The 12,166-nt window shown below is 70.2% G+C and carries 10 protein-coding genes and 1 tRNA gene; 8 read left to right on the forward strand and 3 right to left on the reverse strand.

Annotation, left to right across the window (positions count from 1 at the left end; genetic code table 11):
* The first annotated feature begins 83 nt into the window (after nucleotides 1-83).
* The 5 genes from ACQUSR_RS12375 to ACQUSR_RS12395 all read left to right on the forward strand — a co-directional run bounded on the left by ACQUSR_RS12375 (nucleotide 84) and on the right by ACQUSR_RS12395 (nucleotide 6,831).
* Nucleotides 84-1,013, forward strand: coding sequence for a siderophore-interacting protein (locus tag ACQUSR_RS12375; RefSeq protein ID WP_431042630.1), 930 nt, complete (start codon nucleotides 84-86; stop codon nucleotides 1,011-1,013).
* Between the two features lie 435 nt (nucleotides 1,014-1,448).
* The gene (locus ACQUSR_RS12380; RefSeq protein WP_431042631.1) at nucleotides 1,449-3,065 is read left to right on the forward strand and encodes a pyridoxal phosphate-dependent decarboxylase family protein; all 1,617 of its coding nucleotides are present in this window, start codon (nucleotides 1,449-1,451) and stop codon (nucleotides 3,063-3,065) included.
* A 27-nt stretch (nucleotides 3,066-3,092) separates the two neighbouring features.
* On the forward strand, nucleotides 3,093-4,400 hold the full coding sequence (locus ACQUSR_RS12385) for a lysine N(6)-hydroxylase/L-ornithine N(5)-oxygenase family protein (RefSeq protein ID WP_431042632.1): 1,308 nt from the start codon (nucleotides 3,093-3,095) through the stop codon (nucleotides 4,398-4,400).
* Nucleotides 4,397-4,978, forward strand: coding sequence for a GNAT family N-acetyltransferase (locus ACQUSR_RS12390; RefSeq protein WP_431042633.1), 582 nt, complete (start codon nucleotides 4,397-4,399; stop codon nucleotides 4,976-4,978). The genes ACQUSR_RS12385 and ACQUSR_RS12390 overlap by 4 nt, the downstream gene beginning before the upstream one ends.
* A gap of 56 nt (nucleotides 4,979-5,034) precedes the next feature.
* Nucleotides 5,035-6,831, forward strand: coding sequence for an IucA/IucC family protein (locus tag ACQUSR_RS12395; protein ID WP_431047537.1), 1,797 nt, complete (start codon nucleotides 5,035-5,037; stop codon nucleotides 6,829-6,831).
* Nucleotides 6,832-7,014: 183 nt separating this feature from the next.
* Here the strand turns inward: ACQUSR_RS12395 and ACQUSR_RS12400 are convergent, their stop codons facing one another.
* Nucleotides 7,015-7,851, reverse strand: coding sequence for a helix-turn-helix domain-containing protein (locus ACQUSR_RS12400; protein ID WP_431042634.1), 837 nt, complete (start codon nucleotides 7,849-7,851; stop codon nucleotides 7,015-7,017).
* Between the two features lie 132 nt (nucleotides 7,852-7,983).
* On the opposite strand from ACQUSR_RS12400, the gene ACQUSR_RS12405 reads away from it, so the two are divergent.
* The 3 genes from ACQUSR_RS12405 to ACQUSR_RS12415 all read left to right on the forward strand — a co-directional run bounded on the left by ACQUSR_RS12405 (nucleotide 7,984) and on the right by ACQUSR_RS12415 (nucleotide 9,901).
* Nucleotides 7,984-9,189, forward strand: coding sequence for an MFS transporter (locus ACQUSR_RS12405; protein WP_431042635.1), 1,206 nt, complete (start codon nucleotides 7,984-7,986; stop codon nucleotides 9,187-9,189).
* A gap of 192 nt (nucleotides 9,190-9,381) precedes the next feature.
* Nucleotides 9,382-9,454 (forward strand) — tRNA-Arg (locus ACQUSR_RS12410).
* A gap of 114 nt (nucleotides 9,455-9,568) precedes the next feature.
* Complete coding sequence (locus ACQUSR_RS12415) at nucleotides 9,569-9,901, forward strand: hypothetical protein (protein ID WP_431042636.1); 333 nt, start codon at nucleotides 9,569-9,571, stop codon at nucleotides 9,899-9,901.
* A gap of 357 nt (nucleotides 9,902-10,258) precedes the next feature.
* On the opposite strand, the gene ACQUSR_RS12420 is transcribed toward ACQUSR_RS12415, so the two are convergent.
* The gene (locus ACQUSR_RS12420; RefSeq protein ID WP_431042637.1) at nucleotides 10,259-11,014 is read right to left on the reverse strand and encodes a hypothetical protein; all 756 of its coding nucleotides are present in this window, start codon (nucleotides 11,012-11,014) and stop codon (nucleotides 10,259-10,261) included.
* 589 nt (nucleotides 11,015-11,603) lie between these two features.
* Entirely contained in the window at nucleotides 11,604-12,044 is a 441-nt protein-coding gene (locus ACQUSR_RS12425; protein WP_431047539.1) for a tyrosine-type recombinase/integrase, read from the reverse strand.
* Between the last annotated feature and the right edge of the window lie 122 nt (nucleotides 12,045-12,166).

Raw genomic sequence — 12,166 nt, forward strand, 5'->3', positions numbered from 1 at the left:
CCCCGTCCGCCGGCCCGGACCACCCGGTCCCCACGGACCCCGGGCCCTCACCCCCCGGCACGTGAAAGGAAGAGGCCTCTCCCATGACCACAGCAGAAGCCACCACCGAAGCCGCTACCGAAGCCGCCGCCGCGGACGAAGCCGCCGCCGCGCTCCCGTTCCGCTTCTTCGACGTCCACGTCGTGCGGACGCGGCTCCTGGGGCGCTCCATGATCCGGATCACGTTCGGTGGCCCACAGCTGGCCGAGTTCGTCTCCGGCGGCCGCGACCAGCGGTTCAAACTCTTCCTCCCACACCCCCACCAGGACGTGCCGCTGGTCCCCACCGAGGCCGGTGAGGACTGGTTCCCGCAGTACCGGGCCATGGACCCGGACGAGCGCGGCATCATGCGCTCGTACACCGTGCGCGCGCAGCGCCGCGATCCGGACGAGGTCGACGTCGACTTCGCGCTGCACGGCGCGGGTCCGGCGGCGGACGAGGCCGGCGGCCCGGCCTCCCGCTGGGCCGCCCGGGCCGAGCCCGGCGACCGCGCCGTGCTGCTCGGCCCGGTCGTCGCTGACAACGGCGGCGTGGACTTCCGCCCGCCGGCCGACACCGAGTGGGTACTGATCACCGGTGACGAGACCGCCCTGCCCGCCGTCGCCGGGATCATCGAAGCGCTGCCGGAGAGCACCACGGCACGCGTCTGGATCGAGGTCCCGCATGCCGAGGACATCCAGCAGCTGCCCACCTCCGCGACCGCCGAGATCACCTGGCTGGTACGCGACCGGGCGACCGGCCGGCGCGACGGCCTGGTCCTGGACGCGGTCCGCGGCACCGACCTGCCCGAGGGGACGCCGTACGCGTGGATCGCCGGCGAGTCCGGCACCGTACGGGCGCTGCGCCGTCATCTCGTCGGCGACCGCGGCTTCGACCGCAAGCGCGTGATGTTCACCGGCTACTGGCGCCGGGGCGCCACCGAGGAGCAACTCGTCGAGGAGGCCGTGGCGGGCGTCGCGCCCGCGGACGACTGACCCCGGAGCACCGTACGGAGGGCCGCGAGCCGACGGTCGGCCGGCTCCGAGCCACCTCCGGCACCGGACAACCGCCCCCAGGCCACCGGACGGCCGACCGCACGCCACGGGGCGACCCGACCTCACGCCACGGGGCGACCGGCCTCACCACCACCGAACGACCGCCCCCGCCACAACCGGACGGCCGACCTCACCCCACCGGACGCCGGCCTCACCACCACCGAACGGCCGACCCCGCCGCCGACCGACTCCCGAACAGCCGGCGGGTTCTCCCGCCCTGCCCACAGACCCCCCGCACCCTCCAGGCGCCGTCACGCCCACGCCACGGCACCGCCATGCCTCTTCAGGGCGCCGCCCTGCCTCACTCACCCCACCTGGGCACCCCCCATGCCCGCACCCGGGCACCCCCATGCCCGAAACCAGAAAGGACCGACCGTGAGTCTCCTCGCGCAGACCGCCGACGCCCCCTCGACAGGGCCCGTACCCGGCGCGGCGGACAGCACGACGGACAGCAGGTCACACCTGTTCAACGACCGTACGGCGGAGCGCTACCGGCGCGTCCTGGCCGACGGCGCCGCGCTGGTCGCCGACACCATCGCCGGCACCGGCCGCCCGTTCACCGGCATCACCCCCGCCGAGCTCGCCCCCCGCGTCTGCGGTATCGACCTCGACCAGCCGCTGGGCAACGCGGCCGCCGCCCTGGACGAGCTGGAGGACGTCTATCTCCGGGACGCCGTCTACTTCCACCACCCGCGCTATCTGGCCCACCTCAACTGCCCCGTCGTCATCCCCGCACTGCTCGGCGAAGCGGTCCTGTCGGCCGTCAACTCCTCCCTCGACACCTGGGACCAGAGCGCGGGCGGCACCCTCATCGAGCGGCGGCTGATCGACTGGACCGCCGAGCGCATCGGGCTCGGCCCGGCCGCGGACGGCGTCTTCACCAGCGGCGGGACCCAGTCCAACTTCCAGGCCCTGCTGCTCGCCCGCGAGGAGGCCTGCGCCCGGGCCGTGGAGAGCGCCCGGGCAGCCGAGAGCGCCACTGAGCCGCCCTCCCGGCACGAGATCCTGCCGCGGCTGCGCGTCCTCGCCTCCGAGGCCAGCCACTTCAGCGTGCGGAAGTCCGCGAAACTCCTGGGGCTCGGCCCGGACGCCGTCATCGCCGTGGAGACCGACCGCGAACGGCGGATGCGGCCCGCCGCGCTCGCCCGCGAACTGGACCGGTGCCGCCGCGACGGCCTGATCGTGATGGCCGTCGTCGCCACCGCGGGCACCACCGACTTCGGTTCCATCGACCCGATGCCGCGGATCGCCGACCTGTGCGCGTGGGCCGGCACCTGGTTCCACGTCGACGCCGCGTACGGCTGCGGGCTGCTCGCCTCCCGCACCCGGCGCCACCTGCTGGACGGCATCGAGCGCGCCGACTCGGTGACGGTCGACTACCACAAGTCCTTCTTCCAGCCGGTCAGTTCGAGCGCCGTACTGGTCCGGGACGCGGCCACGCTGCGCCACGTCACGTACCACGCCGACTACCTCAACCCGGCGCGGATGGTCGAGCAGCGCATCCCCAACCAGGTCGACAAATCCCTCCAGACCACCCGCCGCTTCGACGCGCTCAAGCTCTGGATGACGCTGCGCGTCATGGGTGCGGACGCGATCGGCGACCTCTTCGACGAGGTGGTCGACCGGGCGGCAGGCGGCTGGGAGCTGCTGGACCAGGACCCGCGCTTCGAGGTCGTCGTCAAGCCCCAGCTGAGCACGCTCGTCTTCCGCTATCTGCCCCCGAACGGCCCGGCCCGCGCGCTGGCCGACCAGGCGAACCTGTACGCCCGCGAGGCCCTGGCGGCCTCCGGAGCGGCCGTCGTCGCGGGCACCAAGGTCGACGGGGCCCACTACCTGAAGTTCACCTTGCTGAACCCGGAGACGTCGCTGGACGACATCGCGCACGTCCTCGATCTGCTCGCCGAGCACGCGGGCCGCTATCTCAACGAGCACAACGCCGAGTACGCCGCCGCCGAGCACGCCTCCCTCCAGCCCGCCCGCCGCGCCGGCTGACGCACCACCCGCAACGGAGAACCGCACGTGAGCACGACCACCACCCACGACTTCATCGCGATCGGGCTCGGCCCCTTCAACCTCGGCCTCGCCTGCCTGACCGAGCCGATCGACGAACTCGACGGGCTCTTCCTGGAGCGCAAGCCCCGCTTCGACTGGCACCCGGACATGCTGCTGAGCAGCAGCCACCTCCAGACGCCGTTCATGGCCGACCTGGTCACCCTGGCCGACCCCACGTCCCCGTACTCCTTCCTCAACTACCTGAAGGAGAACGGGCGGCTGTACCCGTTCTACATCCGCGAGCTGTTCTATCCGCTGCGTACGGAGTACAACGACTACTGCCGCTGGGCCGCCTCCCGGCTGCGCAGCGTCCGCTTCGGCCACGAGGTCACCGAGGTCACCTACGACGAGGCCGCCGCGCTCTACCTCGTGCACAGCGTCCAGGCGGCCACCGGCGAGCGGCAGGTCCACCGCGCCCGGCACCTGGTCCTGGGCACCGGCACGCCGCCGTACATGCCCGCGGCCTGCGACGGCATCGGCGGGGACCTGTTCCACAACTCCCGCTACCTCAGGGAGAAGGCCGCGCTCCAGGCCAAGGACAGCATCACGATCGTCGGCAGCGGCCAGAGCGCCGCCGAGATCTACTACGACCTGCTCCAGGACATCGACGCGCACGGCTACCGCCTGAACTGGGTCACCCGCTCCCCGCGGTTCTTCCCGCTCGAATACACCAAGCTGACGCTGGAGATGACGTCGCCGGAGTACGTGGACTACTTCCACGCCCTCCCGGAGGAGACCCGGTACCGCCTGGAGTCCGAGCAGAAGGGCCTGTTCAAGGGCATCAACGCGGACCTGATCAACAGCATCTTCGACCTGCTGTACGAGAAGAGCGTCAGCGGCCCGGTGCCGACCCGGCTGATGACGAACACGGAGCTGGCGAGCGCCTCGTACGACGCGGCGAGCGGCACGTACACCCTCGGCCTGCGCCAGCACGAGCAGGAGCGCGACTTCTCCCTCACCACGCAGGGCCTGGTGCTCGCGACCGGCTACCGCTACCGCGTGCCCGCCTTCCTGGAGCCGGTCCGCGACCGGCTGCGCTGGGACGGCCGCGGCCGCTTCGACGTCGCCCGGAACTACAGCGTCGACACCACGGGCCGCGGGATCTTCCTGCAGAACAGCGCCGCGCACGCGCACAGCGTCACCTCGCCGGACCTGGGCATGGGCCCGTACCGCAACGCGTGCATCATCCGCGAGCTGCTGGGCCGGGAGCACTATCCGGTGGAGAAGTCCATCGCCTTCCAGGAGTTCTCCGCGCCGGAGGGCACGTCGATATGAGCGAGACTCTCCACTCCCGGATCCTCACCCGTACGGACGCGAGGCTGGGCGAGTTCGCCGTGAGTCCCCTGTCCCCGGAAGGCGACGCGGAACTGCTGCACGGCTGGCTGACCCACCCCAAGTCGGCGTACTGGATGATGCTGGACGCGGACGTGGCGGACGTGGCGCACGAGTACCGCAGGATCGCCGACCACCCGCACCACGACGCGTATCTGGGGCTGCACCAGGGCCGCCCGGCGTTCCTCGTGGAGCGCTACGACCCGGCACACGTGGAGCTGGTCGGCCTGTACGAGCCCCAGGAGGGAGACGTCGGCATGCACTTCCTGTGCGCGCCGACCGACACCCCGCTGCACGGATTCACCCATGCCGTGATCACGACCGTGATGGAGCTGGTCTTCGCCGATCCGCGCGCCCGGCGCGTCGTGGTCGAGCCCGACATCCGCAACACGGCGGTGCACGCGCTGAACGCCGCGGTCGGCTTCGAGGTGGTCGGTCCGATCGTGAAGCCGGAGAAGGAGGCGCTGCTGAGCGTCTGCACGCGCGAGCAGTTCATGGCCACGCAAGGAGTAACGGTATGACCCCCGGCACGACCTCCGGTACGACCCCGGGCATGACCTCCGGTATGCCCCCGCGGATGGACGCCCAGGAGGCGGTGGCGCACCTCACCCCCGAACTCTGGGACCGGGCGGGCAGGCAGCTGATCCGCAAGGCGCTGGCGGAGTTCGCGCACGAACGCCTGCTGGCCCCGGAGCCGCTGCCGGACGGCCGCTACGTGGTGCGAGGCGACGACGGCACGACGGAGTACCGCTTCCGGGCGCGGCGGCGCGCCCTGGACCACTGGCAGGTGGCGGCGGAGAGCATCACGCGCCACCGGGACGGCGCCGAACTGCCCCTCGACGCCCTGGAGTTCTTCATCGAGCTGCGCGGCGCGCTGGGCCTCAGCGACCGGATCCTGCCGGTCTACCTGGAGGAGATCAGCTCCACGCTCGCCGGCTCGGCGTACAAGCTCGCCAAGGAGCCGGTGAGCGCCGCCGAGCTGGCCGCGGCGGACTTCCAGGCGATCGAGACGGGGATGACCGAGGGCCACCCGTGCTTCGTCGCCAACAACGGCCGGCTGGGCTTCGGGGTGCACGAGTACCACGCCTACGCCCCGGAGGCCGCGTCCGAGGTCCGTCTGGTCTGGCTGGCCGGCCACCGCGACCATGCCACGTTCACCTGCGCCGCGGACCTGGACTACGACGGCCTGATGCGCGCAGAGCTGGGCCAGGAGGTGCTGGAGGGCTTCGCGAAGACCCTGACCGACCTGGGCCTGAACGCGGCCGACTACCTGCTCATCCCGGTCCACCCGTGGCAGTGGTGGAACAAGATGTCGGTGACGTTCGCGGCGGAGGTGGCCGAGCGCCGCCTGGTGTACCTGGGCACGGGGCCGGACGCCTACCTCGCGCAGCAGTCCATCCGTACCTTCTTCAACACCACCGCCCCGTCCAAGCACTACGTCAAGACCGCCCTGTCGGTCCTCAACATGGGCTTCATGCGGGGCCTGTCGGCCGCGTACATGGAGGCCACCCCGGCGATCAACGACTGGCTCGCGTCCCTGATCGCCGCTGATGAGACCTTCCGCGCGACGGGCCTGACGGTCATCCGCGAGCGGGCGGCGATCGGCTACCGCCACCGCAGGTACGAGGCCGCGACCGATCGCTACTCCCCGTACCGCAAGATGCTGGCCGCGCTCTGGCGCGAGAGCCCGGTCCCGGCCCTGGAGCCGGGCGAGCGCCTGGCGACCATGGCGTCCCTCCTGCACACCGACGCCGAGGGCCGCTCCCTGGCGGCGGCCCTGATCACCCGCTCGGGCCTGCCGCCCCAGGAGTGGCTGCGCCGCTACCTGCGGGCCTACCTCACCCCGCTGCTGCACAGCTTCTACGCGTACGACCTGGTCTTCATGCCGCACGGCGAGAACGTGATCCTGGCCTTGGACGAGGCCGGAACCGTACAGCGGGCGATCTTCAAGGACATCGCCGAGGAGATCGCGGTCATGGACCCGGACGCGGCCCTCCCGCCGGCGGTCCAGCGCATCCGCGCCGACGTCCCCGACGACAAGAAGCTCCTGTCGATCTTCACGGACGTCTTCGACTGCTTCTTCCGCTTCCTGAGCGCCACACTGGCGGACGACGGCACGCTGACGGAGGACGCCTTCTGGCGCGCGGTCGCCGCGTGCGTGGCGGAGTACGAGAGGTCGGTGCCGCACCTGGCGGAGAAGTTCCGGCAGTACGACATGTTCACGGAATCCTTCGCCCTGTCCTGCCTGAACCGCCTCCAGCTGCGGAACAACGAGCAGATGGTCGACCTGTCGGACCCGGCGGGAGCGCTCCAGCTCGTGGGGACGCTGGAGAACCCGATCGCGCGGTTCGCGGGGGAGGTACGCGGGGGGTAGGCGGGGGCGGGCCGGTGCGACGGAGACAAGCCCGCCGCGCCGAACCCACCTTCCTCGTACCCACCCTCCCCAAAGCCACCTCCCCGAAGCCGCCGCCGGGCGGCCCACGCTGCCGGTTTCCATGCCGGCCGGGCAGCGCTGGGCCCCCGGCGGCTTACTCTTTCCCCCACACGTCTTCACACCTCATGCCGCCTCGGTGAGCTTGCGGACGGCGGCTTCGGCGGCCCGGTCGTCGGGCACATAGGCCAGGAGGTGATGGCCGGGCTGGTCGACGGCGGCCAGCTTGACGTACCGCAACCGCAGTTCACCCGCGGCGGGATGCCGAAAGCGCCGTACCGAGGGCCGGAAGGCCGCCGTCTCCCGCCGGTCGTACCACCGGGCCGCGTCCGGGTCGTCCATGATCTCTCGGATGATCTCGGCGTACCGAGGGTCGTCGGGATGGTGGGCCGCGGTGGCGCGGAACTGGCCGAGGAGCGCACGGGCGTCCGGCTCCCACTCCGCCAACAGGGTGCGGGACGGCGGCCAGCGGAACACCAGCCACAGCAGGTTGCGTCGCTTCGGCGGCAGTCGCGCCGGGTCGGTCAGCAGCGCCGCGTAGCCGGCGTTCCACGCCAGCAGATCCCAGTGCGGATCGAGGACCGCGGCGGGATTGGGCGACAGCGCCTCCACCAGCGACAGCAGGTTCCGCGACACCCAGCCGGGGGACGGCTCCTCGGCCGCGGTGGCGTCCTCCATGAAGGACAGCACATGCGCGGTCTCCACCGCGTCCAGGCGCAGTGCGCGCGCCACCGCGCGCAGCACCTGCTCCGAGGTGCGCACCCTGCCCTGCTCCAGCCACGCGTACCAGGACGCGCTGATCCCGGCCAGCTCCGCCACCTCGGCACGGCGCAGTCCGGGCGTGCGCCTGCGCGGGGACTCCGGCAGGCCCAACCGGCCGGGAGCCAGCCGCTCCCGGCGGGAACGCAGAAAGGCGCCGAGTTCCTTGCGTGGCGTGTTCGCCGAAGAGTCCCGAGACGTCAAGAGGGCTGTCTTCTCCTTGATCACCGAGCGGCGCGAAAGGCTGTCAGCGATGGTAATCCTCTGAGCCGACAGCGGGCTCGGAACCAATGGTGGGCTGGGCGGTACGTGTATGAAGAACGGAGATACGCCGCCATGTCCACCACCACCGCGCTCAACACGACCTCTCTGTCGGCATGTTCACTCCGGCTGTTGCGCATGGCCGGATTCGTCAGCAACTTCGACCGCTTCTGCATCGCGCCCATGCTGGTGCTGATCGGCTCTCAACTCGGCGTCGCCTTCTCGACCGTGGTACTGGCGGCCAGTACGTACTATCTGTGCTACGGCCTGATGCAGCCGGTGTGGGGGCTCGCCAGCGACCGGATGGGCCGGGTCCGGGTGATGCGGGTCTCGCTCGCCGGGGCGGCGGTCGCCGCGCTCTGCTCGGCGCTGGCCACCGGCGCCACCGCGCTCATCGTCACCCGCGCCGTGGCGGGGGCCTGCTTCGCCGCTTCCATCGCCGCCTCGCTGACGTACGTGGGCGACACCGTCCCCGCCGAGGTCCGGCAGCGCCCGCTCAGCGAACTCATGACCGCTTTCGCCCTGGGCACGTCAGTGGCCACGGTGGTGGCCGGAGCCCTGGCGCACTATGTGAGCTGGCGCCTGGTCTTCGCGCTGCCGGGGCTGCTCGCCGCCTACCTCGCGGTGGCCCTGCGCCGGCTGCCCGAACCCGAACGCGAGCCTTCCGGTTCCCTGCTGGCCCCGATCGCCGTGGTCATGCGGTCCCGGTGGCAGTGGTACGTGATGGCCGTGGCGCTGCTGGAAGGGGCCGTGCTTCTGGGGTTCCTGACCTACCTGGCCCCGGCGCTGGAGGACCGGGGCGTGCCGACCGCGCTGGCCGGCGCGGTGGCGGCGCTCTATGGCGCCGGCTCCATGGCCGCGGCCCAGATGGTCAAGCGCCTCGTCGGCCAGTGGAAGCCGCCTGTGATCATCCTGGTCGGCGGCATCCAGATGGCCGTGGCCTACGCGGTCGCCGCGGCGAGCCTGTCCGTCCCGGCACTGGTGGTGACCGCCCTGCTCCTGGGTGGCGGCTGGTCGTTCATGCACTCCACCATCCAGTCCTGGGCCACCACCCTGGCGCCCGCGGCCCGCGCCACCGGGGTCGCGATGTTCGGGGTGGCTCTCTACGTCGGCAGCGCGCTGGCCAGCACCTTCGCCGCGCAGGCGGCCGAGCGCCACGCGTACCGGGGCCTGTTCCTGCTCGCCGCGGTGCTCACCATCCCCCTGACCGCCACAGCGGCCGCCGGCCGCGCCCGCTACGACGACGCACACTCCCGGCAAAGCAGCCGCCAGGCCTCCTAACCCTCAGCCACCGCTGCCCACTGGCTGCTGGCTGCTGCACTGGCTGCTGGCTGCTGGCTGCTGGCTGCTGGGAGGGCGGGCCTCTCATCCACGTCGGCTACGCCTGGCCGCCCCCACCTACGGACCTCACGCCACACGCCACCCGCTACACTGTCCGCGGTGGCATGGCTCTCACCAGCCAGCCCACCGCAAGCCTCCGTAGCTCAGGGGATAGAGCACCGCTCTCCTAAAGCGGGTGTCGCAGGTTCGAATCCTGCCGGGGGCACAGAGAAACACCAGGTCAGAGGCCCTGTCGTCCTAACGGGCGGCGGGGCCTCCGGTCTCGCAGCACGTATATGGCACACATGGCGTGCGCGCAGAGGGTGGGGAGCGGCAGACGATGCCCATGAAGGACGAGCTGGCCCGGCGCCGGTACGAGAACCTGGTCGACCGCCTGAAGTCCCTGATGCGAGATGCCCTCAAGCCCCAGTACGAGGGGTACTACGGGCATCTGATCTTGAGCGCCGACAACCTCTCCGAGATGGGCGAGCTCAAGGACGTCCGGCGTGCTGCTCGGGAGGCGGGCCGCCGTCTCGGTTGGAAGCCGACCACCCACCTCGTCGGTGGTCGGCTCTTCGTCATCGACGAGCGGGACGTGCCCGAAGAGATCGAGCGCCTTGCCGCGGACGCCGCTGCCGAGGCGATGGACCGGGCCTTCCGTGAAGGCCACTGAGCGCGCAGCTGGCCTGGCTGGTTCGGGGGAAGCCCCTTGGCTACCCCTCCCCGGCACGGATCACGCACACGTCATGCTGCACCTTCGTCGATGGTGGTCACGGTCTCAGCGGCTTGTATGTCGGGACGAAGCAGGTCTCGTTGCTCACGCCGCCACGGCTCGCCAGCGATCAGCGGCCTCAATCGCCTGGCGGGTCCTGCTGGCTCTGGACCCTTCCCTCTGCCCGCAGGCTCTGCCGAACTTCACGCCACGCATGGATGACCTCTGCTGTCTTCGCCAAGACATCGCGTGCCTGCGACAGCAGCAGACTCAGGGCACCTGACAGAGCCAGGATCAACAGAGCAAGGCTGTCCCAGTTCATCGGGATCCGCCCTCCCGCACAGCCGGGCCACTGGGCCGACCGATTCGGCGTGGCAGCACTCTGTCGAGCCAATCTCGATCGGCGTTGAGGTCTTCCAGCCTCTGTCGCGCATCGTCGCCGTAAACAGGGTCCCCCCACCGAAAGCGGATCTGCATTACCCCTGGCACATCGGGACGCTGGTGCTCCAGGTAGTACGTGCACTGATAGCCCCGCCATGCTGTCCCCTGCAGGCTGCAGTCGCAGTGGCGACGCGTGATCCTCAGTGGCAAGCCCCAGACATCGTCCATGAGGCGGTCGAGAAATGCGTCATGTGCGAGAGATACGTCGCGATGCGTATCCAGCTCGAAGATCCACTCATCCCCGGTGATCCAGGATCGAGTCGAGTAAGCAGTGCTGAAGTTCTGGAAGATCGCGATGCGGCGAAGGAGCCCTGAGCCGAGCCATGCCAGATCCCGATCCGTTTGCACGAGTGAGGCGAACTCACGCTCGTCCTCCAGCTCGTAGGTTGATGGCTCAGCCTCATCCCACAAGGGCACAAAGCCGCCCTCTTCCAGGTCACGCCTTCGTTGTGCGAGCAAGGGGCGCCAACGGGTGCCCGGGGCTCCCCTCAGCACCAATCGGCTGTCGCTGTTGACCAGTTTGAGGTGAAGATCCACGTTGCGGACACCGATGACACGCAGCCGCATCACACCGTCGACCTGGACGCCGGGCTCTGCAGACGGAAGCAGATGTGCCAGCGCATAGTCGGCCATCGGGAACTTCCGGCCAGGGCGGGACCCGCTGTGACTATCTAGGACCACGACGGATTGCCCCGGCGTTAGACGCACGCCGGCGATTCCCACCGGGTGTGCCCACCACTCCCCTCCGCGGCCGAGCTCCTTCATCACCTGAGCTTCGAGGAGTGCTTGTTCGCCGTGCGCATCCGGGAGGAATGGAACCTGACGATGAGCCCGAAGTGCCTCTGAGGCGTATTGAAACGGCTCCCCCGAGTAGCAGCTTCGGGTGCGAGCAAGGCGGGTGAGACGACCACCAGCAGCCATGGTTCGATCCGTCCTCGAGTGCTGCCGCCCCTGAGCACTCGAAAACTGACCGGGTCGCCCGAGCGTGGGCGCGCAAGAGCAGATTTCGACTACGACAGGTGCAGCGCTGGCTTCTTCGTCCCTCTGTTGGCACCGCAGATGGGGCAGCGCGGTGCCGGGACAGGCCGCCTATCCGGCCTGGCCAGCGATAGTGCCGTAAGACCCTCAGGCGTTGCAACTCCCTGCCCCAGGGCGGGAGATAACTCTAGGATCAACTCGGGCACTCAGTTCAAGGTCATGGGCTCTCCCGCCGACGTGTTCATCAAGCTGCGCTGTCCTCCAGGACGGCAACGGCCTCCGCAGCCTTGCGTGCCTTCCTCTCCGCCTTCTCCAACCTGGCCTTCGCCTTGGCCAACTGCTTGGCACGACGCTTGTGCATCTTCTTCGAGACCTCGTCGAGCCGGTCTGGGAAGAGATGGCCGTACGTGTCCAGCGTCAGCGTCGCGGACTTGTGGCCGAGCATCGTCTGGACGACGTTGACGTCCGCGCCGCTGGCGATGGCCAGCGAGGCCGCCGTGTGGCGCAGCTTGTGCGGCGTGAGCTTGAGGTGGCCAAGGCCCGCCTTGGCCACCGCCGGGGCGAAGAACCGCTGGCGGAAGTTGCGCGCCCGCAGCGGCCCGCCCTGGGGAGCGGTAAACAGCATCTCACCCTCTCCCCGCGGTAGGCGGTGCTGCTGACCAACAGGCTCTACTACACGCGCGATCGCCAGCCTCATACCGACGTCCGCAACGCCTTCCGCGATCTTGCCTTCGATTGAGGCAGCACCCCTGTCCCACAAAGATCACAGTTCCGGTCTTCCGTCGTCACCGTTACTCGGCAAGGGCC

It is taken from the genome of Streptomyces sp. P1-3 (genome assembly GCF_050613155.1).
In the GTDB taxonomy this organism is placed as follows: Bacteria; Actinomycetota; Actinomycetes; order Streptomycetales; family Streptomycetaceae; genus Streptomyces.

Bases quoted from the DNA above. Each gene is read 5' to 3' on its own strand.
- ACQUSR_RS12415 (WP_431042636.1), top strand. From the start codon at position 9,569: ATGCCCATGAAGGACGAGCTGGCCCGGCGCCGGTACGAGAACCTGGTC.
- ACQUSR_RS12390 (WP_431042633.1), top strand. From the start codon at position 4,397: ATGAGCGAGACTCTCCACTCCCGGATCCTCACCCGTACGGACGCGAGG.
- ACQUSR_RS12375 (WP_431042630.1), top strand. From the start codon at position 84: ATGACCACAGCAGAAGCCACCACCGAAGCCGCTACCGAAGCCGCCGCC.
- ACQUSR_RS12405 (WP_431042635.1), top strand. From the start codon at position 7,984: ATGTCCACCACCACCGCGCTCAACACGACCTCTCTGTCGGCATGTTCA.
- ACQUSR_RS12420 (WP_431042637.1), bottom strand. From the start codon at position 11,014: ATGGCCGACTATGCGCTGGCACATCTGCTTCCGTCTGCAGAGCCCGGC.
- ACQUSR_RS12395 (WP_431047537.1), top strand. From the start codon at position 5,035: ATGGACGCCCAGGAGGCGGTGGCGCACCTCACCCCCGAACTCTGGGAC.